The organism is Faecalicatena contorta (genome assembly GCF_003149105.1).
GTDB classification, from domain to species: domain Bacteria; phylum Bacillota; class Clostridia; order Lachnospirales; family Lachnospiraceae; genus Muricomes; species Muricomes contortus_C.
In genome coordinates this window covers 26,492-52,154 of record NZ_QGDS01000022.1, presented here as the reverse complement: position 1 = coordinate 52,154, position 25,663 = coordinate 26,492, and the positions used below count along the sequence as shown (strand labels likewise).

The window sequence follows — 25,663 nt, the reverse complement described above, 5'->3', positions numbered from 1 at the left end:
TGCCGCGTAAACTCCAGGGATATTGGTATGCATGTCTTCGTCTGTTTTAATATACCCGATTTCATCCATATCAATGATGCCTTCAAACACTTTTGTATTCGGAATCATCCCGATAAATCCAAACAGTCCAAACAGTCCATCCTCCGGATCAGCGTCTACTTTTCTGGTCTCTCCGGTCTTTACATTCTTCACAATCATTCCCTGAAGAATCTCATCTCCATAGAGTTCCTCCACAACAGTATCCCAGAAGAACTCCATCTTTGGATTGGCAAAGGCTTTCTCCTGTATGGATTTAGCGGCACGCAATTCGTCCCGTCTGTGAATCAGGGTAACCTTTCTGGCAAACTTTGTCAGATACAGCGCTTCTTCCACTGCGGAATCTCCGCCCCCTACCACATAAACTTCCAAATCTTCAAAGAAGTTGGCATCACAGGTTGCACAGTAGGATACACCCTTACTCGCATATTCCTTTTCCCCCTTGCAGCCAATCGGTCTTGGGTGGGCACCTGTGGCAATGATAACGTTCTTTGCCTCATACTGAGTTTTTTCCCCCTTCAGGACTTTGATTTCACCATCCAGAGAAACTTCCTTGATTGTATCAGACACACGTTCCACTCCGAATCTTTCTGACTGAGCTGTCATTCTTGCTGTCAGGGATGGGCCGGATTCACCTTCCAGTACCTGTCCCGGATAGTTTTCGATTTCATCCGTGATGGCTATCTGTCCGCCATCCTGTCCCTTCTCTATAATCAGGGCTGAAAGGCGGCTCCTGCCCGCATACAGCCCAGCAGATAATCCTGCCGGGCCTCCTCCTAATATAATTACATCATAAATCTTACTCATGATAGTTCCTCTTAAACTTTCTATAACTTTTCTGTCTTTAATACTTTCACAAGTGAAACACAGACTAATAGCCCCTATTCATTTTGCCAATATTATACTTTTTCCTTTTTAATCGTCTTCAAAAACGATGCACACGCAGCGAACATAATAAATATAAACGGGAATGCTGCTGCCAGCGATATGGTCTGTAAGGGTTTTAATCCGCCTGCCATCAACAGGCCAACTGCCATTACAGACTGAATAATTCCCCATAATATTTTCTTATTGTTAGGCGGGTTGATATCTCCGTCTGTAGTCAGCATAGATAGTACATACACACCAGAATTGGCTGATGTAATGAAAAATGCACACAATGACACGATTGCAACCAATGACAGGAGGAATCCAAGGGGATATTCCTGCAGTACTACAAATAAGCCGACTTCTGGTACTGCAACTGCTTCTTGAAGTTTCTCAATTGCAAGAAGGCCTTTTTCTCCCAGGTTGATTCCCATACTTCCAAATACGGCCCCCCATACACAGGATGCAAGGGCAGGAACGAGTACAACACCCATAATAAATTCCCTTATTGTACGTCCCTTGGAAATACGGGCAATAAATACGCCGACAAAAGGTGCCCAGGCGATAAACCATGCCCAGTAGAACAGACGCCAGCTTCCCAGCCAGCTATTATCACCATAAGAATTAATACTCAATGCATCTGGAATGAAATTTCCAATATACTGTCCCATTCCATTGATAAGGCTGCCCAGCACTTCCAATTTAGGTCCCACAAGGAAACACACAACCATCAACCCAATCGCTACATAGATATTTGTGTCAGATATCACCTTAATTCCCTTGTCAATTCCAGAAACAGCAGAGCCGATATACAACACAGAAACAACTATAATAATAACTATCTGTACCGCCAAATTAGATGGTACTCCAAACAGGTGGCTAAATCCTGCATTAATCTGCAATGTTCCAAGCCCAAGTGATGTCACAATACCGGCCACTGTAGCAAATACCGCAAGTATATCAACTAATTTCCCAAGCCATCCATTAGCAAGTTTTTCCCCAATCAAAGGTTCCAGTATACTACTGATAAGTCCTTTCTTATCCTTGCGGAACATAAAGTAAGCAAGCGCAAGTCCAATAACTGCATAATTGGCCCATGGAAGAATCCCCCAATGCATGAAGAATGACTTCATGGCAAAATCTGCAGCTTCCGGCGTAGCACTTTCTACTCCCTGAGGATTCAGGTAATGGGTTAAAGGTTCTGCAACACCCCAGAATACAAGGCCCACACCCATGCCACAGCCAAAAAGAAGACCAAACCACGTCAAATTACTGTATTCCGGTTTAGAATCATCTCCGCCCAGGCGAATCTTTCCGTATCTGCCGAATGCCATGTAGACCACAAATACCAAAAATACAATCATCGCTAATAGATACAGCCACCCAAAACCTGTTGTCAAAAATGTAAATGCTGAATTGGACAGTGTGGTAAAACTATCATTGAATGCTACAGACCAGATTGCCATAATAGCGATTAAAACCAGTGAAACATAGAATACCGCATTTCCCATTTTCTTTTTTTCCATACAAAATCTCCCTCCAGATATCCATCAACAGCCCGCGTATTATACGCGGAATACTGTCTGTTCGTCAATGTCTGTTGCCAGACTTTCCAGTGCCGCTTTTGTTCTGTGGTAACGCAGTTTCCACTGCTCTTCCTTGGTAGTTCCTGGATCGCCAAGAGGATATGGAATGGAAATTGTTGGAACGATTCTGTTTGCACCAACTGTTTTTGCTACAGGGATCAGATTACACATCAGTACAATTGGGAAGCCAGCCTTCTCAATTTCTTTCACCATCGTTGCACCGCAACGAGTACAGGTACCTCATGTGGCAACCATAATGCAGGCATCTACATGATCCTCTCTTAAAAATGGAACCATTTCCTGAGCCATTCTCTGTGCCTCAGCCTGGGTTGTTCCTGTTCCAACTGTGGAATAGAAATAAGGATGCAGACTACCGAAAAATCCTTCTTTTTCTAATACTTTCAATGCATCTACCGGAGTAATGACATTGGGATCCGCATCAGCGGCTGCCGGATCAAATCCAGCATGTATTGTCTTATATTCACCGGTTTTCAGAGCATCTGTGTTAGAAATATCATATCTGCCCCAGCGTGTGGCTGATGCGGACTGAATGCGGTCCGGGTTATCTACAGGTACGATACCGCCTGTAGTAAGCAGAGCAATTCTGGCTGTCTTTAAATCATTTACAGGTGCAGCAATCGGAACTCTGTCCATCTTAGGAATCGGAAGTTCTGTCTCAAACGGCTGCCCGTTTACTTTCTTAATCAACATGTCAATCATACGCTCAGAAGCTGGTTTTAAATCAGCACGCCATACCTGACGGCGGATTCCTCTTGGGAAATATCCTTCCTCCTCAGCACTTCCTACCGGCTCACCATTTAATAACTTGTTGGCAACACCAACCATTGCAGCCACGTCTTTTCTCATCTTGGAAGCAATATTTCCGCCTCTTAAGATATACATATCTTTTTTAAACATCTCTGCTCCAGGGTTTTCTTCATTAATAGAAGTTACAACCGGAACACCAAATTTTTCTTTTACAGCCTTGCATATTGTGCCGCAGGCAACTCCATACCGCCCTGCCTGGAACGCCGGACCTGCAAGGAAAATGTCAAACTCTTTATCTTCCAGCATGCCGATAATTGTTGCAATGGCTGCTTCTGTATTAGATCCCATGTAGTTGTCACCACAGATAATTGTATGGGTAACTTCTGCATCTAAAAGTTTATCAAACTGCATTGCCGGACCGATTTGTCCCTCATGAATCTGAGGTTCAATTCCAGCCTGGTCCTCTCCGCCAATCTGGCCGAAAAACTGGTTTACATATACAATCGCTTTTTTCATCATCTTCCCTCCATTAGAATTCTTTCATCGTTTTCGGAGACCATCCGCAAACCTGGTCACCACAGAACATTGAATTGTTTTCCATAATAATGGAACCATCTTCTCTAACAGATGAACCTAAAATTTCATCATTTGCCCATCCGCCAGAAAGTCCGTCTCTTGCTAATGCTTCCAATTCGCCAAGAACGGTTTCCATAGGAGGCAGCTCGATCATTTCTGAAACATTACCGCAGGATACGATTGCATCACATTTCTCATCCAAAGTCACAAGAGGCTGAGATTGTCCGTCACGTCCCGTACACTCATTTGTTACACCTACTGTCTTAACTCCTGCGTCTTCCAGAGCTACAATGCATCCAACGAAGTCCGCATCCGGATTTCCATATCCCTCTTCTGCTACAACAGCGGCATCAGCACCAAGTGTTTTTGCAATCTGCGCAACATAAAGTGCAGCTCTTTCTTTCTCCTCCAGTGCAACATTCAAGTTTGACATAATTACACCAAGGAAATTAATTGTCTTGCCATGCTCTTTATAAAGCGCTTTGATATTTGGACAATTCTGGAAATCATAGGTTGACCACTTAGAAGAAACAGGCATGAAGCTTCCTGATACAATAGCACCGTCTAAAATCTCATTTGGATTCATAACAGTAGGTACCATGTGGTTGGTATCCCATCCATAAACCAAATCATTGTAGCCTGCGGCCTCCATCTGAGACTGTGGCTGCATTACATAAACAACAGATGGTAATTTTTCAACCTCTTCCCCGCGTCTGATCATCGGCTCAGATTCATAAACTTCAGTATCTTCCGGTGTCAGTTCTTTCAAACATGCACCAATAAACTCTGCAAGTTTATGTCCTGCTCTTCTGAGCGCATCATTCTTTTTCTGCTGCTCATGTTTTTCAAAATCCTCATTTGTATCAGCAACTAATACAAGATTATTCAGCTGACCAAAATATGTATATTTCTGGCCTTCTCCACTCATGTCGATCACGCCATCCTGAAATCCGCCCCAATGTTTTCCAACTACTAATACGCTGCAGTTCTTTAAGGCATAAGTAACACCATCCCCAGCCTGCGCCAAATCTCCTATATATCCGGGGAACAGGCTTCTTCCATCCAGGCGGGTTCTTGGTTCAATTGCCTCTTTTACCGGACACATACGAATCTTATCTCCCGGCTTCGCAATGTAAAGATCTGCCTCTGTAATCCGATCATCTTCACATACAAACTTGAGAGCTTCTTCTTTATTAACAGTAAGCACGCCGTCATTAAACGACAACAGCTCTCCAAATACTATATCTTTCACATAGAAATTACCAATTTCCAGCTTCATGACTTCCTCCTTTTATTGGACTACACTAAATGTCATTTTTACTAAATATTCAATTTAACAAGCGCGCTTATGTTAAATATTATACAATCATATTAGCAATAAGCATGATTATTGTCAAGGCTAATTTATGATTATTATCTATAATGTTATTTGCTTTATAAATGGTCTGTAAAAACAGTTATATAAGTACTGAATTTACCTTGATTTTTGGTTGTTACGTGGTAAAATTTAGAAGGAATAACTTTACGCCATTTATTACAGACTGAAAGGAATAACAAAGAATTATGAGACCAAATGATATTGATAATGACGAACTTAAAAAGGCAAACCGCAGAGAGTTTATCAATGCTACTAAGGAGTTAATGGAAGAAGAAAGTTTTCAATATATCTCTATTAGGAAAATTGCAGAAAGAGCGGGTTTTCACAATTCTACGCTTTACTTGTATTTCAAAGATTTAGACCAGCTGCTCCTGTTAGCGTCTATGAAATATTTCCGTGAATACAGCCATTCTTTGAATATACTTAGCCGGGAGAAACACGCTCCTATTAAGAGCTTTATAAGCATTTGGGACTTTTTTCTTACATCGGTGCTGAAAAACCCTATGATATTTTATAATTTTTTCTTTGGAAAAAGCAGCGACAATCTATATGATATTATGACAATGTATTACGATATCTTTCCCGAAGAACGTGAACAGTTTTCGCAGGATATTGAAGCGATGTATTTTGGCAGAAATATTACAGAACGTTCGTTGTATATATTGCGTACTATCCTTTTCGAAAACACTTCCGTAACGGAAGAAAATCTACACATGCTGAATGAATTAAGCGTAAGTTATTGTAAGTATAAATTGGAGCTCAAATGCCAGAACCCCAATTTAGATTCTGAACAAATAAAAAAAGAGATTCTCACCGCCTATTCTTACCTTTTTGGATTATAAAAAACAAAAGGACTTGAATCCAGCTATTCGGATTCAAATCCTTTCATTTCTTGTCCTTCTTTTTATTGCCATTCCGGGCAATACATCTATATTGAATTTGTTTCTTCGTCGTCTGAATATTCCTCATCGTCTTCCAAATGTAAACTAACTTCAATGCGAACCAAAGAGCGGCGCAGCAAAATATAGGAACTGCGGAATTTCAGTTCTTCCGATGCTTCTAATATAGTGGCCTCTGCCGACTGGCGGTCCTCCTCCGCACGCTCTCTGTCAATTTCCTCCGGATGCTGTGCTATAGTAGTGAAAATGTTTACCGTCGTATTTCCAATTTCAGCGATACCGCCGAATACAGCAAGCTTCTTCTCAACACCATTATTGAAAATACGTAAAATTCCGTCACCAAGTATTGTCGAAACTGGTTCATGCCCCAAAAGCGCCCCCATATTTCCATCAATACAGCGCATAATAATCATATCCGCCTTTTCAACGAATTTCACCCCGCGAGGTGTAGTTATATTCAGATTGATTTTTCTATCATTCACAACATTCGTCTGCTGTCCGGCCATATTTTCACCCTATACATTCTTATATTTTTCTACGACTTCATCAATCGATCCTACATTGAGAAAATAGCCCTCAGGTATGTCATCATGGACTCCTTCAATAATTTCCCTAAATCCCCGCACAGTTTCTGCAATGGAAACATGACGGCCCGGAATGGATGTAAATTTCTCAGCCACATAAAAGGGCTGCGACAAAAAGCGCTGAACCTTTCTGGCCCGGCTGACAATTTGCTTGTCATCTTCGGAAAGTTCATCAACACCCAAAATTGCAACAATATCCTGAAGGTCTTTATAGCGCTGCAGTATACTTTGAACCGCCCTTGAAACATGGTAATGCTCTGCTCCCACAATATTTGCCTCCAGCATACGGGAGGATGAGCCCAGCGGGTCAACGGCAGGATAAATCCCCTGTTCAACGATAGACCTGGACAAAACCGTCACCGCATCCAGGTGAGCAAAAGTGGTTGCCGTTGCCGGATCTGTAAAGTCATCCGCAGGTACATAGATAGCCTGCACTGAAGTAATGGAACCGGACTTGGTAGATGTAATACGCTCCTGTAAGGAACCAATTTCCGCTGCCAGAGTTGGCTGATAACCTACTGCACTGGGAGTACGCCCCAATAAAGCTGACACTTCAGAACCCGCCTGTACAAACCGGAAGATATTATCAATGAAAAGCAATACATCCTGATTATCTCTATCTCGAAAATATTCAGCCATAGTCAGACCAGTAAGCCCTACTCTCATTCTCACTCCGGGCGGCTCATTCATCTGCCCGAAAATCAGTGCTGTCTTATCGAGAACACCTGAGTTTTTCATATCGTTATAAAGATCGTTTCCTTCACGGGTACGTTCCCCTACACCAACGAATACAGAATATCCGCCATGTTCTTTTGCAATGCTGTTGATGAGCTCCATAATAAGGACAGTTTTCCCTACTCCTGCACCTCCAAACAAACCTATCTTACCACCTTTCGCAAAAGGGCAAAGCAGGTCAACAGCTTTGATTCCGGTTTCTAATATCTCCGGCTGAGCAAGCTGGTCAGACAGACTGGGCGGCTGTCTGTGAATGGACCACTCTTCTTTCGCTTTCAAGGCCTCCAGGTTGTCAATTGGGTTCCCTAAAACATTTACCATGCGGCCAAGGACTTCTTCGCCTACGGGTACTGTAATGGGAGCACCTGTGTCTACTGCTTCCATGCCTCGTTTCAAGCCATCTGTAGGGTGCATGGAGATGCAGCGCACTGTATTGTCACCAAGATGCTGCATGACTTCCAACACCACTGTTTCTTCTTCCTGAAGTGGCACTTCAATCGCGCTATATAAAGAAGGCAGTCCACTTTTAAAGCGAATGTCAATAACTGCACCTATTATTTGAATAATTTTACCTGTATTTTTAACTGCCATGTAGTCCCCCTTAGTTTAAATTATTTGCGCCGCCTACAATCTCACTGAGTTCTTGTGTGATATTTGCCTGGCGTTTACGGTTATACATACGAGTTAAATCCTCAATAATTTCCGAAGCATTCTTTCCCGCTGCATCCATGTTGACCATACGTGCTGCCTGTTCACTGGTGTGTGATTCCGAAAATGCTCTGAATAAGCTCATATGCAGGTACAACGGGATAGTGTGGTCAATGAAGGTATTAATGTCCGGTTCATATTTTCTAATACCATCATCTTCATCCATCATCCCGGCCATAGGCAAAGGAAGCAGTTTTTCTACAATGGGTTCATAATTTAAAACTGTTCCAAAGTGTGTATAAGCAACAAACACTTCTTCTATTTCACCGGCCAGATAGAATTCCATCACCTTTTTTGCAATGCGTTCAGTACCATAATATACCTGGGCATCCGCCATATCAGTAATAGCATGGATAATATTCTTATTTTTTTTCTTAAAATACTCGTGCCCCCTGGAACCTACTGCGAGTATTTTTTCGTTTTTGCCCTGATTCATATGTTTTAAGGATCTTGCCATAATATTTGCATTATAGCTGCCAGAGAGTCCACTATTGCTGGTCAGTATGATATATAAAGAATTTTTCACTTTACGCTCTTCATAGAATACATGATTTTTGCTTTCCTTCTGTCTCCCAAGCTCTTCTACAACACGTTTAAGCTCATAGCAGATAGGGCGGACACCTTCCAACTGCGCTCTTGCTTTAACCAGCTTTGTAGAGGCAACCATATCCATCGCTTTTACAATCTGCTCTACGGAACTAACGTTGGATATTCTCTGTTTGATATCTCTCATCGAATTCACATTAGTCCCTCCTTAGTTGTAGTTATACTGTTCTTTGACCTGGGAGATGGCTGCATTGATATGCTCAACCAGCTCTTCTGAAATCTTACCACTTCTCCTAATATCTTCTGCAATATGAGCAGCATGTTTTTTCACATAGTGAATGAAGTCCTTCTGGAACTTCTGGATACGCCCGGTATCTATACTTTGCATATATTTATTGCTTAAGGCATAGAGCATCAGAATTTGATATTCTACAGGCATGGGTTTGTATTGCGGCTGTTTTAAAACCTCCATAATACGTTCACCGTGATCAAGACGGTCCAACGTATCTTGATTTAAATCGGAGCCAAACTGGGAGAAAGCCGCCAATTCTTTGTACTGTGCAAATTCAATTCTAAGAGGGCCTGCCAGCTTTTTCATAGCCGGAATCTGAGCTGATCCTCCTACACGGGAAACAGACAAACCGGGGTTAATCGCCGGACGGACGCCATCGTTAAAAAGATCTGCTTCCAAATAAATCTGTCCGTCTGTAATGGATATAATATTCGTCGGAATATAGGCAGAGATATCACCCTCTTGTGTTTCTACAATAGGCAGCGCCGTTAAAGTACCTCCCCCGTAATTCTCGCTCATACTTGCTGCACGTTCCAATAATCTTGAGTGCAGGTAAAAAACATCTCCCGGATAAGCCTCCCGGCCGGGAGGACGGCGCAGAAGCAAACTGATTGCACGGTAAGCCACCGCGTGCTTAGATAAATCATCATAAACAATCAACACATCCTTGCCCTGCAGCATCCACTCTTCTGCAATGGCACAGCCCGCATAAGGGGAAATGTACTGCAAAGGCGCAGAATCACTGGCAGTAGCTAAAACCACTGTTGTGTAAGCCATGGCTCCGGTCTGGTTCAGCACTTTTATGATACGTGCTACGCTGGATGCCTTTTGCCCTATAGCAACATACACACAATAAACATCTTTGTCTTTCTGATTGATAATGGTATCAATACCAATCGCTGTTTTTCCTGTTTCACGGTCACCTATAATCAATTCCCTCTGACCTTTTCCAATGGGAACCAGTGCATCAATGGCTTTGATACCTGTCTGTAAGGGCTGATTTACTTCACGGCGCATCATTACACTGGGAGCCGTGCTTTCTATTTTACGGTAAGTATCTGCTGCAATGGGACCCTTTTCATCCAGGGGCTCTCCCAGCGCATTAACAACACGTCCAAGCAAACCGTCACCCACCGGAACTTCAGCCATCCGGCCTGTCAGCTTAACAGGGTCTCCCTCTTTGATACCTGCGTCAGCCCCCATAATAACAACGCCTATACTCTCTTCATCCAGATTCAGTGCCATACCGTAGGTTCCACCCGGAAACTCCAGGAGTTCGCCGCTCATCGCACTATGTAAGCCATACACGCGTGCAATGCCATCCCCAACCTGTATGACAGTACCGGCTTCAGAAAAATCCAGATTGGACGAGTAAGACTCAATCTGTTGTTTTATCACCTTGCTTATTTCATCAGGTTTTACTAGCATTCATAACTTCCTCTCTTTAAGCATTCTCTCATATTGTGCAATTCAGACCGCAGCGTACCATCAAAGATACGTCCGTCTGCCAGAACATAAAATCCACCTATTACATCGGGGTCAACTGTTGCTGTTACCTTAACCTGCATATTCATTTGCCTTGATAATACAGTACGGATGGATTCTGTTTGTTCCTCTGTAAGCACTTTAGCAGAAACAATTTTTGCCTCGATTCTGCCTAAGCGTCTATTTGTACGATCTATATATTCTGTTAATGCGGACACAATTAATGACTCGCGATTCTTCCGGACCATAAGATATAAAAATCCCATTAGATGCCTGGCGAGCTGTTCTGAAAAAGTATTTTGAAAAAGTTCATGTTTTGCTGAATCAGGAATGTGAGGATGTACAAGAAATGCCTGTACATCAGCATTATTAAGCGCATCTCTGACCAAAACCACTTGTTCTAAATCCTTTTCTAAAGTACCGTTTTCTTCTGAGAGTTCCAAAAGTGCGTTCGCATAACGATTCTTTAACTTTACCATTGTGCAATCTCCATCTGTGCCAATGCCTCCTCAAAGACTTTATCCTGGGTTTCATTGTCTATCTTCTGGGTAATATACTTTTCAGCCATGAAGGAAGCCATCTCAATAATATAAAGACGCGTTTCCTCCTGAAGACGTTTCTTATCTGCCAAAACACTGTCCATAGAACGTTTCTTGATCTCACTTGCCTCTTTTTTCGCTTCTTCCAAAATGAGTTTACCTTCATCAGCCGCCTTAAGACGGGCAGCTTCAAGAATTTTTATACGTTCTTTATCTATATCCTTTATCTTTATGTCGTACTCGGCGATAAGTTCCTGGGCTTTGACCATTGTTGCATCTGTGTCCTCAATCTTGCTCTGAATCCCTTCGGTACGCTTACGCATAAATTCTTTTACTGGTTTATAAAGAATAAAACCAAGAGCAGCAGCTAGAATGATTCCGTTTACTAACTGGATACCGATACTGATTAAGGTTTGTAAATCCAAACCAAAAACACGTCCGGACGGCACAGTTTGAGCCAAAAATACTATCTGACTATGCAATTCAAATGACCTCCTTTCCTCTGTCTTTTATCAAGTTCTTCCATCCACTGTTAACCGATGTAGTTAATCAAAATATTTACTAGAGGATTTGCGAATAACATGATGATAGCAATCAAAAGACCGTAGATACCAGATGTCTCAGCCATAGCTAAACCAACAAACATAACGCTTCGGATAGAATCGGCAGCTTCCGGCTGCCTGCCTATTGATTCGATAGCCTGTGCGGCGATTTTCGCCTGTCCAAACGTAGTGAACAGCCCGTTCATAAGTGCAAGCGCAGCTGCGATATGGGCTACAGCAATAACAGTTCCTAATATTTCCATAATAATTTCCTCCAATCACTTCTTCTATTTTTTATTTTTATAGCATTATGTGTTTCTTACACAATGCCTGTTTCACGCTGTACAGTATTCTATTTTGTATTGTATACCTTCTTGAACATTAGTCGTTCAAGAAATATAATATGTTATTCTGCTGCGCCTCTGACATACATGAGGCTGATGATGACAAAGATATAGGTTTGTAACGCTCCAAATACCACATCAAAGAATGCATGCAACAATGAAGGGATGCCGAACTGAACAAATAGTGGTGTCAGTCCATAATAGAGTGTCAGAATAATCGTACCGGAAAGCATATTCCCAAAGAGTCGAAAACTCAATGAGACCGGCTTCGCCAATTCTCCTATAAAATTCAATGGAAAGAATATAAAATGTGGTTCAAAGAAGCTCTTCAGATATTCACCTTTACGATGCTTAAATCCCATAAAGAGCATAAGTGTGAAACTGGCAAGGGCCAGGGCGAAAGTAGTTGCCCAATCTGCCGTAGGGGCTCTTACTCCGAAAACGCTGAACAAACTAGACGAAAGAACAAATGCAAATACCATGAAAAACCAAGGTGCTACATAGGAGAGCTTTTCCCCTAACGTGTTTCTGGCAAAGTTATCAAATGTCTCTACCATTATTTCTGTTACATTTTGAAATCCTGTTGGAACCGTTTTAAAATTACGAAGTTTAACATGTGCTATCACTGCAAATACAATAAGAACAAACATAATAAGCCATGTATTCACAATTGTTTCTGTAATCCATACTTCAACACCCGCAATATTTAACACCCAAATATTATCGATGTTTAAATTCACTAAATAAATCACCACCTGACTTCTACTAAATTTTTACTTACTTTTTTGAGATGAATTTAACGTTGTACACAGCGAGCTGGAAGGCTAATATTCCAGCCGCCACTCCCCACAAACTAATCTGAGACACAAGTGCACCTAACATCAACACGGCACCGGAAATAAGAAGCCTCAACAGATGCTGGAGATTAACATAGTTTCCAGCGCGTTTTTCTTCCATTGACAGGGCTATATCCACAGCCCGCTCCAAAAGAAATACTTTGAAAATACTGACGATTGAACCTAAGAATACACCGAACATAAATGGGAGAAACTCCCGAGAACGATAATAGATTGCTGAACCCAGAATACAGATTAATGATATGGCCAATATTGTAATAATCATACGCTTCGCTAAACGCGACAGCTTCATAATACTCCTCCCCTCGAATTATCTTTTTATTTATATATCCATTGGGGCCTCAGATAAAGACTGAAGATTTTTTCACTTTTTATCCTTCGGCGTATTAAACAGGCTCTTGATTGCTGCACCTACGCCTAACAAGGAAAAAACCAACAATAACCAAGGGGTTGTGCCAAGCAAGTCGTCTAGGAACTTGCCCAATAAGACGCCTGTAAGTATCGTTGCCGCTAGAGTTATTCCTATCTGAGAAAAGTAAGCTAAGGCTCGCAAAGTTTCATGATTCTTTGGTTCTTTGTCCTCATCCTGCTGCTCACTCAAGCCAGTTTCCTCCTTTCCTCAAAAATGTAGCGTCCTAAATGCGACTTAATAGGACAATATATTCAAAGAAGTACGTCTAAATAACTTCGCAGAACCTTTTCAACTCTTAAAAAACTTGCACACTTCATAAGCTGTTCCAGATCCTTATCCTGTTTTTTGACATATCTTTTTAAAGCATTCGACATAACTGTAATGTCCCGATTATGTCTGTCTCTCAAAATATCACAAATACTTCGTTCCATATTATATGTCTTCACATCATTTCCGAAAATGGTTTGTTTAATACAAATACCCAGTTCCAGAAATTCCTTTTTCACAGTATGGACAATCAATCCCTCTTGATGTAACTTGCTGGTATGATACCCTGCCGGAACAGTCACACAATAAACCGTTGGATTTTTGTCTGTTAGACCATGTAGAAATAAAGCTGTTTCATGAGAATATATCATTTTCTCCTTTCGCAACTGGAGAATTAGCATTTTATCTTCCCATACATCAGGTGTGATGTAGATACCGTGAGAAATTCTCTCTAGCTTTCCCTGCCTTACAAATTCACTCAAGTATTCTCTATGGACCCCATGGGCAGCTGCAAACTTGGCAGTAATTACCCCCTTGCTGCATTTCAGCAAATCATCCAACTTACCAACCCCACTCATTTTAATACCTTCTTTTTTGACATTTATACTTTAATATTATATATTCGAAGCATAATTGTCAATGCCTGGCTTTATTTTTAACAAGTTCTTAACATGTTTTCTATAATGTTATCCACTTAATGCCCCCACTGTAAAACGTTATATCTCTTTTGAAAAGCTTACTGCCATTATTGAATAAAGAGTTTGCTTTGCAAACTCTTGCGCCTGGAGCGGTCGCCTAGCGACATCTGCCACTTACGCCGCAGTGCGATCCCCCGGAGGGTTTTCATATAATAGGAAACGCGCAGTTTCTTATTATATGAAAAAGACTTAAATCCTGCTATAAATATCCGGATTTAAGTCTTTTATTTTCTCACTTTTAATTCTTATTCAACAAGAGCGAATAATTTCCCTTTATGTCCCTGCCTTTGGATATTCATTACACAGCAGCCTGTAAGGCGCCTCATCTTCCTCAATTTCAGGAAAACGTCCTATGGACTTGTTATAGAAGAAATTATCATTATCATCATCGTTACACATAGACACCTCCCCCAACAGAACGGAGCCGCCAGTCTCCGGCACAATAAAATCATGATACATATATGGCATAATGGTAATACTTTCACCTGGCTTCAGAAGCACTTTCGTCCCTGCCGGAACAATAGTATGCCTTCCATCAGAGTATACTGTTACATCGGTATCCAGCATCTCCTCGTCCTTCGTTCCATTGTAAACGGTAATGTACACATCGTTTCCGCCTCTGTTGATAATATCTTCCATCTTACTTGCATGGAAATGCATTGCTGCCGTTTGCCCCTCGTACAGCATCAGGAGCTTTTCCGCATATGTTTTCTTATATTTATCTAATTTTGGATTTCCGTTTCTTATAGTAAACAGGGAAAATCCCACTTCATCAAACTTTCCAAGTCCGAAATCCGTAATATCCCATCCCAGCTTGTTATCACGGATTTCATCATATTCATGCCCTATACTATTCCATTCCTCCGCCGTCCACCGGGCGAAAGGCGGCATCTCAAAACCATGCTCTTTTATCAGAGTCTCCATGTCCTTAATAACCTGATTAATCCTTGAACGCTTCATATTCACTCCTTAATGAAGTTCCTTTCCCTAAGCTCGATAACACCTCGCTAAGCTCAAGGAACGACCTCGCACTAACCTCATCCTTCGCTATCGCTTGGATTCGCTAAGTTGCTTTCGGTCACACCTTATATTCTGACAGTATAATTTCTGGCCTGTCTGCATGTTTTATTTTAATTAGTTCTTCATTTGTAACAAAGTTAAGCAAGGCATCAATGACTGCTGTTTCATTCAAGTGTGCATATCCTTTATAATAGTTAAATGGCTCCTCCTTGCCGGCAGACAGAAGAACATAGTCTGCAAGTGCGGAAATCGGTGACTGGGCAAATGCCGTAATAGCTATACTTTTGAGGTTCTTTTCTTTTCCAAGCTCCAGCCCCCGCATAACCTGTGTGGAACTTCCGGATTGGGATATTGCAATCAGGATATCTTCCTCATCAGCCAGATTCACATGGTTCATGAAATATTCCGGAGCCACATTGTAGGTACACTTGACCCCCAGCCTGCCAAGCCTGAACCCCATATACTGTGCCAATGGACTGGTATTCCCGGTGGCAAGAATGTGTGCCTGCTTACAAGTCTTTATCAAATTTACACAATTCCACATAACACCGGCATCCATCCTTTTCCCAATGGCCAGCATCGCCTCTGCATACTCATGAAATATCTTTTCCACAGCATCTTTGCTCTCTGTTATGGCAATGCCGCTGAATTGCTGCTTTCCCAAATCCTGCGCCAGAGTAATACGGAATTGATAATATCCTTTATACCCTATGTGATGGCACATTCTAACCACTGTCGCATCACTCACCCCGCTAAGCTTAGCCAATTCAGAAACATTGGAATCAACTGTTTTCTGTGGATTCTTCAAAATAAAATCCGCCACCTTTTTCTCTGCCGAAAATATACGGTCATAATGTGCTCTTATATTATCCAGCACTGCCATTTCAAGAATATTATTATCACTCACTTTGTCACCTCTTTATTTCTTATATTCTAAATTGAGGCTGAGAACTTTCCTACTTGCAATACAAGGCCGCCTTTCCATTTGCCTGGAACAATTCAATCTTATGGTATGCTACTTTTTTCATCGCTGCGATGCATGGCGGCTGAATTGTGTTTGGTTCTCTAAGCCCTTTGTCAGCCAGTATTTCTCTCATTTTATCATAATATGCTACTTTAATGTCACTGGAAATGTTAATTTTATTTACACCCAGCGTTACAGCTTCCCCAATTTCCGTGTCCGGGTTATTAGAACCTCCATGAAGAACAAGCGGAATAGATACTTTCCCTTTAATCTCCTTTAGTAGATCTAGTTTTAATTCCGGCTTCATACCTTTGGGGTAAATGCCATGAGAGGTTCCTATCGCAATCGCCAATGTGTCCACACCAGATTCCTTCACAAACTTTACCGCATGATCCGGGTTGGTATAAATAATAACATTTGCCCCTGCCTCCGCCTCGGCATCTGTGGAGCCAATTGTCCCAAGCTCACCTTCTACAGATACATTTACTGCATGTGCAGCTTCTGCCACTTTTTTGCACACTTCAATATTCCTCTCCAACGGAAGGCTGGAACCATCAATCATAACTGATGTGAAACCTGCCCGTATTGCAGTCATAACCTGTTCAAAAGAAGATCCATGATCAAGATGTATGCACACTGGCACTGACGTCTTATTTGCCTTTTCAATAATTGCCCTTATCACCTCAGTCCCTATATGGCTGAGTTCATCGGGGTGAATTGCAATAATTACCGGAGCATTATTCTCCTCCGATGCCTGCATAATACCATTAAACATAGAATAGTCGCTGATATTAAATGCAGGCACTGCAAAATCATTTTCATTTGCTACAGCTAAAAGTTCTTTCATATTCACTAACATAAGTTTCTTCCTCCATAGATAAAATTTTTTTGTTTATAGTCAAATACACCGCCGCAAGCAGCGGAGTATTTGACCCTCGCGGCATTCGCCAAATGCAAGCGCGCTTGCGCCCGGCTCATTGCTCGCGGGAATAAAGCAGGTAAATCCACTTTATATCTCTTGTAACGTCAAAAGCAAATCTGAACACCACCCACGAATGAATCCCCTAAACCAATTGTATATTTCGGTTTGTCTATGTACTTAGAAGGAACTAAAACGACTTCCGAAGCATACTCACTCTCTGCAACCTTCCTGGCGCCTTCAACTCCTTTTGAACTGCATTCCAGTCCCAGCACCTCTTTTATCTGTTCCCTTGTTCCATACCACCCGTTTCTCGCTTTTGCCGTGGCTAAAAGATTTCCATATATAAGACCGGTCTCAATATCTGCTTCCAACTGTTCCCCCACATACATGGAGTAGTCTTTGGTATGAACAATGACTCCTCTGTGTATTCCAAATTTTTCACGAATAAACTTTGCACCTTTTACGCAGGAAATAATATCCTCTATATCCGCCGGAAACCTATACATCTCCAGCGTATATTTAAGCTCCTCTTCATTCAGGCTCACAATATCGACACAAGAATACACTGTCTCCAGACAAAGCCTTCTCACCGTATCATCATGGTAATGGGCATCTTCAAAATACACAATGCCGCCCGGATTATGCCTGCGGTATACTTTCACATGCTGCTCTACATAATCCAGGCGTTCTTTCAATATGGCTGAATCCAGGATTACATTAAAGCTGGACAGTACATTACTGCTCACTTGTCTTGCATTCTCCTCTACCCATTGAAAGTACGGCATGGAAAATGGAACCGATTTATTCACTGTAACTTTCGTCAAAATAAGTCTGTTTGAACATGGAATTTCAATTTCCTGATGTCCCAGATCTATTTTATCCCCCTTTTTAAACTGTATAATGAAATGAACTTCCTGTTCCTGTGTCTGAATAATTTTATCCGTATGAACAAGCCTGCCATCTTCATTTATTGTATATACAAACGGTGTATTCAATATATCGCAAACTTCTTTCGAGTTATCCGTAAGATGCACCAGAGAAGGGCATCCCAATTCCGAAAGAGCCAGGGCGGCCTGAACTGCCGTCCCGCCCATTCCAAACTCAAATTGAAAACTTTCCTCTACAAGAGCGGTATTTTCCACATCAACTTCCCCGCCGATTCCATTTGAACAATAGTACACTAATGTCTCAAGCAAATCCGGCATGGTTACAATGCTGCCGGCCGGTCTCATATCCGACAGCTTTGCATCCGGCATATACTCCTTTAAAAGCCCATTCAAACGTTCCACTTGAAAATCACAGAGCATATCCAGATTGCTCGTATATCCCATAGCCATATATTTCTTGTTCTTTACTCTTTCCGAGATGATTTCTTCCATCCCCTCAAAGACTTTTTTATATTTTTGCTCTATATCCATTTTTGTTCCCCCTTTCAAGTATGTAAAAGTACTGCACTTAATTTTTTACCGATCCTGCCGTCATGCCTGCAATGAAGTATCTCTGGAAGAAGAGGAACAACAATAATACCGGAAGGGAACCAAGTACGCTCATGGCCATCATCTGATTCCATTCATATGCGTGCTGCCCCATCAGAAGGTTAATTCCGACCGGAACGGTACGCATCTCATTTGTTTTCGTCAGTGCCAGCGCAAATAAATATTCATTCCACGCCTGCATAAAAGTGTACATCCCTACAGATACAAGCCCGGGGACCGCGGGGGGTACAAGAACACTCCACAGCGCCTTGAACCGTGATCCTCCGTCAATCATAACCGCCTCGTCCAAATCCTGGGGCAATGTATTAAAATATCCTGTCAGCATTAAGATTGCATACGGCAGCGTGAATATAAGGTAAGTCAAAATCAACGCCCCATATGTATTGTACAATCTGACCGTTACAATCAGGCTCAAATACGGGATGAGAAGGACAATAGGGGGCACCGCCTGTACACTTACTATCACCGTATTAATCAGATTTTTCCCTCTGAATTTAAAACGGCTGAAAGCGTAAGCTGACAAAATACCGATAACTAAGGTCAGGACAACTACTGTAATCGCAATTGCATAACTATTAATAAAAAATCTAATCTGCTCCGGATTACTAAAAATTGCTTTGTATGCATCAAGGCTGAATCTCCTGGAAATCCATACGGGAGGAGAGGCAAAAATCTCAACATTGGGCTTAAAAGAATTTAAAATCATCCATACAACCGGAAAGGCCGCATAAAAAGCTCCCATAAGCAGTCCGATGACAATCAACACTTTTACCCACCATTTTTTCTTTCCAATCATAATCACTCCCTCGCTTTCTGATGCCTGACATAGAAGATTGCTATGATTGTACATACAATCAACAGTATGACCGCACTCGCCGAAGCCATAGAATACTGATATTTACTAAATCCCTGTTTATAAATATATGTACTTACCATCTCAGTGGCATTAATCGGTCCGCCTCCGGTCGTCATCCAAATCAATGCAAACTGCTGTATTGTCCATACAAAATCTAACATGATAAGACTAATTAAAATGGGGCTTAACTGCGGAATCGTAATCCTAAAAAACGTCTGAATGCTGTTTGCCCCATCAAGCGCAGATGCCTCATATAAATCAGTAGAAATCCCCTGCAGCCCAGCCAGTATACTAATCATATAAAAGGGATACCCAGACCATATATTGATAAATGTTACTGCAAGCAGCGCAAACTGCCTGGAACCCAGCCATTCAATACTCTCGCCTGTCAACTGTACATACTGAAGCAGATAATTAATAACACCATTAGGGTTCAGCATCATCTTCCATAAGATCGCAATAACGGAAGCGGTAAACATCCACGGCAGCGCATAAATTACTCTGAATATGCCTTTCGTTTTATCTCCCAGATATCTGGTATTCAATAACATAGCAAAAAACATACCAATGATTAAATGTGCAATCACACTTACAGCAACAAAGAATAATGTGTTTTTAACAGCTACATAAAATGTGGAATCTGACAAAATCTTTTTAAAATTCTCCAGACCAACAAAAACCGGATTTTTATTGATGATGACATTATCATAGAAAGAATATTGAATCACCATAACGATCGGCACAATCAGCAGGACAACCATTAAAATAATGGTCGGTGCAAGGTATGCATACGGCATCAATTTTTTCTTCAAAACCGCCTGATTGTTTTTTGACCGCGAAGAGGTCTTGTCGTTCCCTTTCATCACCTTATTTCATCCCCTTTCTTTCAAATTAATGGGTCTGTAAATTCCTGACACACAGACCCATTTGTATACTTATAATGAAGTTCTTTTCACTAAGCTCGTCAATACCTCGCTAATCTCAAAGAACGGCCTCGCGCTAAATTCGACAATACCTTATTAAGCACTACTGGCCAAATGCAGGGCTCCAGACTTCATCCGTTGCTTTCAGCATATCTTTAGCAGAAGCTGTATCTCCATCCAAGTATAACTGCAACTGCTCATCAAAACCTCTCATCAACTCCTCCGATGTGGGAAGTCCCGTAAATTCATTAATTGCATAACATTCTTTGAACAATTCATATGCCTTTTTAAACAACTCGTCTGATTCAGAATAGTCAGGCTGTGCTTTAGAATTTCCAGGAAATGCATTTGCCAGCACTGACAGCTCTGCATTTACTTCCGGGCCCATAAGATATTCTACAAACTGCATTGCTTCCTTTTTGTTTTCACAATTCTCTGCAATACCAATTCCCCAGTTTGCAACGTCCATTCCGCTCTCACCTGTGTAGCCATCCTCTACCGGAAGCTTCATAAAGTCTACGTTGAGATCCGGCGCTTCTTTTTTAATTGTTGAAAGATGAGACACACCGTCTGTCATAAATGCAACCCGTCCGTTTGTAAACTCTTCAACCATATCCGCTTCTTTCATTGCATAAGCACCTTTTGCAATGACCCCTTCATCGTTCAGTTGTTTTACAAACTCAACTGCCTTTTCCATATCCGTATTGTCTGTCAGATTTGGTTTACCGTCCTTTAGCATAGAACCACCAGATGCCCACACCCAGCTCATAAACTGATTCTGGATTCCGCTTGGTGATTCTGTTGATAACGGAATCGCCCACCCTGCAATATTGTCATCATATGCTTTCACCTTCTTACAGGCATCAATAAATTCAGTCCGTGTTGCCGGCAGTTCAGAAACGCCTGCTGCTTCCAGAATATCCATATTGACATACATGGGATATGCAAAGTTCACAACTGGAATCATATATGTATTTCCTTCATACTTAATCTGATCGGATAACTGACTGTCATCATATCCACTTTCTTTCATAAGCTCTGTCAGATTTGCAATAGAACCCTGCTTTGCAAAATCATATACCCAGGAACCGTCAAGCCCTACCACATCGGCCATAGTTCCTGCCGCGGCACCAGATGCAATCTGAGTCTTTGTATCAGCATATGGATTGCTCAGCAATTCAATCGTAATGCCTGTATCCTCTGTAAACTTCTCGCAGATTTCTGCCAGGGCACCATCAGGAAGTTCAACGCCCCACCACTGCTGAAATTCCAATGTAACACCATCGCCGCTTCCACTGTCACCATTATCCTTTTCTTTCGCATCACCGCTGTCCTTGGTGCCGCATGCAGCTAATGACAACACCATCGTCCCGGCAGCCACCACAGAAACTGTCTTTTTCATAACTGTTCTGAACTTCATAAAACTTCCTCCTTGTAATGAAATTTTTTTTAGTGATTTGCGCTCTTTTCTTCTTAAACCTTGTCATATTTGGTTTATTTTAATAACTTTAACCCTATTTTAACGCAATCACTTGTGCTATTTATATAACATCATTATAAAATATTTTTTCATATTGTCAATACTCTTTTGTGATTTTTAATATAAAAGCTTAAAATAGATATTTTTTTCTATGCAAAATTAACCTAAATGTAATAATTTTACACGTACGCGTAATTTTATTTCATCAATTTATACCTTTTTTCAACATATTATGAATTCTCCAGAGATAAAGTACAGGTAAAAACTTGCAAAAAGATGGAGCAAAAAATGGATAGTTCCCGCAAATGCGCGGGAACTATCCATTTTTTTACTTTAATAGTAGAACGAAGTAAACCTCATCCGTTTTACGAATTGTTGATATTATATTTCCGAAACAATTTTAACGAAGCGTTTTTTGCCAATTTTCAGCACATCACCATCACTTAAAACGGTCTCCATATCCTCCAGCTTTTTTTGATTGAGCTGTACACCATTTTGCTGAATCAGACGCCGGAACTCCCCGTTACTTTTTATGAATCCATTCTCCACAAGCAATGGAATGATTTCGATTAAGCGGCTTTGTGTTTTCACCGTAAGCTCTGGTATCTGTTCTGGAATCGCTTTTTTGCCGAAAGCAGTATCATAGTATTCTTTTGCCGAAGCAACCTCCTCTTCTGTATGATATAGGCGGGTAATAATTTCAGCTAAAAAATATTTAATATCCCTCGGGTTTTTACCTTCATCCAGCTCTTGTTTGATAATTTCTATGTGGTTTGGATGCTCATCTGTAGCCAGCTCAAAGTATTTCACAATCAGCTTGTCGGGGATCTCCATAACTTTTTTGAACATCACCTCAGCAGATTCATAGACCCCAATATAGTTTCCAAGGCTCTTACTCATTTTCTCCACTCCGTCCAATCCCTCCAACAAAGGCATAAACATGGCAACCTGCTGAGCCTGCCCCATTGTTTTCTGTAAAGTTCTGCCCATCAGGATGTTAAAGGTCTGATCGGTGCCACCTAGTTCAATATCTGCTTTTAACTCGATGGAATCATACGCTTGCATCAATGGGTAAAAAAACTCATGAATACCTATAGGGATATTATTGGTGAAACGATTCTGAAAATCGTCCCGTTCCATCATTCTGGCTACCGTGGTTGTAGCTGCTAATCTGAGGACATCCTTAAAATTCAGATCACTGAGCCATTCACTATTATAGCGGACAGTTGTCTTTTCTTTGTCCAACACTTTAAATATTTGCTCAAAATATGTCCGGGCATTCTCCTTAACCTGCTTATCGGTCAAAGCATTACGACCTTTAGATTTGCCCGATGGATCCCCTATTTTCCCAGTAAAGTCACCGATGATAATTACAGCTTCGTGTCCTAAATCCTGCATTTGTTTGATTTTCCGTAATACAACGGCATGACCCAAATGGATATCCGGCGCGCTCGGGTCCAGCCCCAGTTTAATCGTGAGGGGACGGTTGTTTTTGATGGATTCTGTCAGCTTGCTCCTTAGTTCATCCTCATCTACCAGCTTACTGACTCCTTTTACAATGATACGCAATTGTTCTTCGACACTCTTCATTTAAATCTCTCCTTCTAATATTAAATAGTTATTTAATACAAGCAAGGTCTATAAGATGGAGAAATAAAAAAGCTCTCGCCCTTCTGAATGAAGGACGAGAGCAAACTCCCGTGTTACCACCTTACGTTTACGGACAATTTACATTGTCCGCCTTATCAAGTACGCCATGATAATGGTTATACTCTATGCACTATAACGTGTGCAGGAATCCGTCACAGCCTACCGGAAAAGTGTTCGGTGTGAAGCTCAAAGAGGTATTCATAACCAGCCAGCCACGCGCCTCTCATCATCCGGCAACTTTCTGTATGCGGTACAGGTTACTACTTTTTCTTATCATAGCTTTTCATTTATTGATCTTATACTCCGAAATGCAGATATCTCCACAAATCTTCGTTATGCGGATATTAAATTATCTGATATTATAAGCGGAGACAAAAGAATTGTCAAGCCCCCGAAGATGTTTCTACCCTTCTATATATTCTCTCATCCCCTGAAAAATCAGCCACACCGAAGTTGCTCCGGCATCCTGGTATCCAATTGCCCTCTCCATCAAGGATTTCGCGCGTCCGAACTTTGCAGTGTATTTCTTTGTTTCTTCCACACCCTGCCTTGCCGCTTCCTCAGCCGCCTTCAACATTTCAAGCAGCCCTTTCCTATAATTCTTTTCCATAGCTGCTACAGCAGGCTCCAAGGCATCCACCATTGTCTTGTCTCCAACTTCGGCTTTTCCTCTCTCCTTAATTGCAGACAGGCTCTTGCGCTCCATCTTTGCCAGATCTTCTGCAGTCAGAGCCGCCTTCGCTTCCATTTCCTTCGCCCCTGCTAAATAAAGACTCCCGAAAATAACTCCCGATGCCCCTCCCATTGACATGAGCATAGCTTTCCCTGCTGCCTCGAACACCACATAAGCATTCTGCTCCCCTTTCATCTGCTGCAGCTTTTCTTTCGCTTTTTTCATTCCCCCTGCCATTCCGATGCCGTGGTCCCCGTCACCGATGGCGCTGTCTATTTCGGTCAAATACGGTTTTTTTGCTCTAATCTTGTCCGCTACATACAGAAGCATTCCCCGAACATCTTCTGCACCCAGCTCCGTCAGAACTCCTTTTCCCTTCCTGGGTACACAAGGCTCTGATACCACTTCATCATCCAGCTCTTCAGGTTTTGAAATACCAGATGATATCTCCCCGCCGTATTCTTCTGTTTCGGTATCATAAGAACTTCCTGTCAGCTCTCCTTTTGCATAATAGGGGCTATAACAAGGCATATCGTAGTATTGCTTCAGCTCTTCATCTAATTGGAACAATGTAATGGAAAATCCGCCCATTTCCTGGCTTGTGCAGTAATTGTTCAAGTCTGCATCATAAACCTTTATTCCATCCCGCTCCAGCAGTTCGCTGACCTTACGGTAAACAATGGCAAGCTCTGTAATCGTAGTAGAGCCTAACCCATTAACTAATACACATACCTCATCCCCCTCCTTCAGGTCTGTATCCTTCTTAATTTCACCGTACATTTTTTCTGCCAGCACATCTGCGCTCTGCCACTGGGTCCGCAGCACTCCCCGTTCTCCGTGCAGGCCCATTCCGTACTCAATCTCATTTTCCCCCAGCTCAAAGATTGGCTTCTCCAATCCCGGAAGCTGGGCGGATGCAGTTGCAACACCGATGGTCTTCGTATTGTCCCTTGCCTTTTCCGTTATTCTTATAACATCTGCAAGGTTCAGGCCCACGTCACAGGCTGCCCCGGCAATCTTTACCACAAAGACATCTCCCGCAATCCCCCGGCGGTCTTCGATTCTGTCCCCGGGCGCACTGGCAACATCATCCCACACCCGTATATGGGCTGTCTGTATGCCTTCTTCCTGGAGCATCTCTTCCCCCATATCAAAGTTCAGGTTATCCCCTGCATAACATCCATATACGAAAAGGACTCCCTGGCCTTCCTCCACGGCTTTCGCCGTCTCATATACCGTGTTGGGATCAGGAGAGGCAAAGATATTCCCGCAGGCTGCCGCATCTGCAAGCCCTTTCCCCACAAAGCCGGAGAACATAGGCTCATGTCCGCTCCCGCCTCCAATGACCAGGGCAACCTTCCCCTTCCTTCTCTGCTTTAAAATCACACCGTTTACATTCGGATGCTTCCGGTAATATCTGCTGTAGGCGCTGACATAGCCCTCCAGCATCTCTTTTACTACATTGTCCGCATGATTGATAATTTTCCGCATCGCCATACCTCTTTTCCGGGACTTTTTATAATCATTGTACCACAAATCACATTCTTTGCCTGTAAAATA

General features: G+C 42.0%; 25 protein-coding genes and 1 other annotated feature. Of the genes, 1 reads left to right on the top strand and 24 read right to left on the bottom strand.

What is annotated here, in order from left to right:
• The 4 genes from A8805_RS20440 to A8805_RS20425 all read right to left on the bottom strand — a co-directional run.
• Nucleotides 1-843, bottom strand: an 843-nt coding sequence (locus A8805_RS20440) for an NAD(P)/FAD-dependent oxidoreductase (protein ID WP_109714567.1), incomplete at its 3' end; no start/stop codon positions are given.
• Between the two features lie 92 nt (nt 844-935).
• The gene (locus tag A8805_RS20435; protein WP_109714566.1) at nt 936-2,429 is read right to left on the bottom strand and encodes a BCCT family transporter; all 1,494 of its coding nucleotides are present in this window, start codon (nt 2,427-2,429) and stop codon (nt 936-938) included.
• Between the two features lie 39 nt (nt 2,430-2,468).
• Nucleotides 2,469-3,773: a betaine reductase selenoprotein B gene (gene grdH, locus A8805_RS20430; protein ID WP_109714565.1), complete on the bottom strand. Its 1,305-nt coding sequence runs from the start codon at nt 3,771-3,773 to the stop codon at nt 2,469-2,471.
• Nucleotides 3,774-3,786: 13 nt separating this feature from the next.
• Nucleotides 3,787-5,112, bottom strand: a complete 1,326-nt coding sequence (locus A8805_RS20425; protein WP_109714564.1) for a glycine/sarcosine/betaine reductase component B subunit — start codon at nt 5,110-5,112, stop codon at nt 3,787-3,789.
• A gap of 284 nt (nt 5,113-5,396) precedes the next feature.
• Between A8805_RS20425 and A8805_RS20420 the strand changes: the two genes are divergently transcribed.
• Complete coding sequence (locus A8805_RS20420) at nt 5,397-6,053, top strand: TetR/AcrR family transcriptional regulator (protein WP_109714563.1); 657 nt, start codon at nt 5,397-5,399, stop codon at nt 6,051-6,053.
• 86 nt (nt 6,054-6,139) lie between these two features.
• Here A8805_RS20420 and atpC read toward each other — a convergent pair whose 3' ends face one another.
• From atpC to dhaL, 20 genes are all read right to left on the bottom strand, one after another.
• The gene (atpC, locus tag A8805_RS20415; RefSeq protein ID WP_207657739.1) at nt 6,140-6,592 is read right to left on the bottom strand and encodes an ATP synthase F1 subunit epsilon; all 453 of its coding nucleotides are present in this window, start codon (nt 6,590-6,592) and stop codon (nt 6,140-6,142) included.
• A gap of 33 nt (nt 6,593-6,625) precedes the next feature.
• Entirely contained in the window at nt 6,626-8,020 is a 1,395-nt protein-coding gene (gene atpD, locus A8805_RS20410; RefSeq protein WP_109714561.1) for a F0F1 ATP synthase subunit beta, read from the bottom strand.
• A gap of 10 nt (nt 8,021-8,030) precedes the next feature.
• Entirely contained in the window at nt 8,031-8,870 is an 840-nt protein-coding gene (gene atpG, locus A8805_RS20405; protein WP_109714560.1) for an ATP synthase F1 subunit gamma, read from the bottom strand.
• Nucleotides 8,871-8,891: 21 nt separating this feature from the next.
• Nucleotides 8,892-10,403 (bottom strand): F0F1 ATP synthase subunit alpha, encoded by a 1,512-nt coding sequence (atpA, locus tag A8805_RS20400; RefSeq protein WP_109714559.1) that lies wholly within the window; start codon nt 10,401-10,403, stop codon nt 8,892-8,894.
• Nucleotides 10,397-10,939, bottom strand: coding sequence for an ATP synthase F1 subunit delta (atpH, locus tag A8805_RS20395; RefSeq protein WP_109714558.1), 543 nt, complete (start codon nt 10,937-10,939; stop codon nt 10,397-10,399). The genes atpA and atpH overlap by 7 nt, the downstream gene beginning before the upstream one ends.
• Nucleotides 10,933-11,481, bottom strand: a complete 549-nt coding sequence (locus A8805_RS20390; RefSeq protein WP_109714557.1) for an ATP synthase F0 subunit B — start codon at nt 11,479-11,481, stop codon at nt 10,933-10,935. Before A8805_RS20390 ends, atpH begins: the two co-directional genes overlap by 7 nt.
• 50 nt (nt 11,482-11,531) lie before the next feature.
• On the bottom strand, nt 11,532-11,804 hold the full coding sequence (atpE, locus tag A8805_RS20385) for an ATP synthase F0 subunit C (protein ID WP_109714556.1): 273 nt from the start codon (nt 11,802-11,804) through the stop codon (nt 11,532-11,534).
• 143 nt (nt 11,805-11,947) lie between these two features.
• Complete coding sequence (locus A8805_RS20380) at nt 11,948-12,637, bottom strand: F0F1 ATP synthase subunit A (RefSeq protein ID WP_146199466.1); 690 nt, start codon at nt 12,635-12,637, stop codon at nt 11,948-11,950.
• A 25-nt stretch (nt 12,638-12,662) separates the two neighbouring features.
• Nucleotides 12,663-13,034, bottom strand: a complete 372-nt coding sequence (locus tag A8805_RS20375; RefSeq protein WP_109714554.1) for an ATP synthase subunit I — start codon at nt 13,032-13,034, stop codon at nt 12,663-12,665.
• Nucleotides 13,035-13,106: 72 nt separating this feature from the next.
• Nucleotides 13,107-13,343, bottom strand: a complete 237-nt coding sequence (locus tag A8805_RS20370) for an AtpZ/AtpI family protein (protein WP_242992519.1) — start codon at nt 13,341-13,343, stop codon at nt 13,107-13,109.
• 62 nt (nt 13,344-13,405) lie between these two features.
• Nucleotides 13,406-13,999: a type IV toxin-antitoxin system AbiEi family antitoxin domain-containing protein gene (locus tag A8805_RS20365; protein ID WP_109714553.1), complete on the bottom strand. Its 594-nt coding sequence runs from the start codon at nt 13,997-13,999 to the stop codon at nt 13,406-13,408.
• A 393-nt stretch (nt 14,000-14,392) separates the two neighbouring features.
• Nucleotides 14,393-15,079 (bottom strand): D-lyxose/D-mannose family sugar isomerase, encoded by a 687-nt coding sequence (locus A8805_RS20360; protein ID WP_109714552.1) that lies wholly within the window; start codon nt 15,077-15,079, stop codon nt 14,393-14,395.
• Nucleotides 15,080-15,197: 118 nt separating this feature from the next.
• Nucleotides 15,198-16,046, bottom strand: coding sequence for a MurR/RpiR family transcriptional regulator (locus A8805_RS20355; RefSeq protein WP_109714551.1), 849 nt, complete (start codon nt 16,044-16,046; stop codon nt 15,198-15,200).
• Nucleotides 16,047-16,095: 49 nt separating this feature from the next.
• Nucleotides 16,096-16,962, bottom strand: coding sequence for a ketose-bisphosphate aldolase (locus tag A8805_RS20350; protein ID WP_109714550.1), 867 nt, complete (start codon nt 16,960-16,962; stop codon nt 16,096-16,098).
• 167 nt (nt 16,963-17,129) lie between these two features.
• Nucleotides 17,130-18,443, bottom strand: coding sequence for an ADP-dependent glucokinase/phosphofructokinase (locus tag A8805_RS20345; protein WP_109714549.1), 1,314 nt, complete (start codon nt 18,441-18,443; stop codon nt 17,130-17,132).
• A 37-nt stretch (nt 18,444-18,480) separates the two neighbouring features.
• The gene (locus tag A8805_RS20340) at nt 18,481-19,317 is read right to left on the bottom strand and encodes a carbohydrate ABC transporter permease (protein WP_109714548.1); all 837 of its coding nucleotides are present in this window, start codon (nt 19,315-19,317) and stop codon (nt 18,481-18,483) included.
• Between the two features lie 2 nt (nt 19,318-19,319).
• Nucleotides 19,320-20,240 (bottom strand): carbohydrate ABC transporter permease, encoded by a 921-nt coding sequence (locus A8805_RS20335; RefSeq protein ID WP_109714547.1) that lies wholly within the window; start codon nt 20,238-20,240, stop codon nt 19,320-19,322.
• Nucleotides 20,241-20,403: 163 nt separating this feature from the next.
• Nucleotides 20,404-21,720: an ABC transporter substrate-binding protein gene (locus tag A8805_RS20330; protein ID WP_109714546.1), complete on the bottom strand. Its 1,317-nt coding sequence runs from the start codon at nt 21,718-21,720 to the stop codon at nt 20,404-20,406.
• A 441-nt stretch (nt 21,721-22,161) separates the two neighbouring features.
• Nucleotides 22,162-23,370 (bottom strand): tyrosine--tRNA ligase, encoded by a 1,209-nt coding sequence (tyrS, locus tag A8805_RS20325; protein ID WP_109714545.1) that lies wholly within the window; start codon nt 23,368-23,370, stop codon nt 22,162-22,164.
• Nucleotides 23,371-23,457: 87 nt separating this feature from the next.
• Nucleotides 23,458-23,716: a binding site (T-box leader), on the bottom strand.
• Between the two features lie 117 nt (nt 23,717-23,833).
• Complete coding sequence (dhaL, locus tag A8805_RS20315; RefSeq protein ID WP_109714544.1) at nt 23,834-25,594, bottom strand: dihydroxyacetone kinase subunit DhaL; 1,761 nt, start codon at nt 25,592-25,594, stop codon at nt 23,834-23,836.
• Nucleotides 25,595-25,663 lie beyond the last annotated feature (69 nt).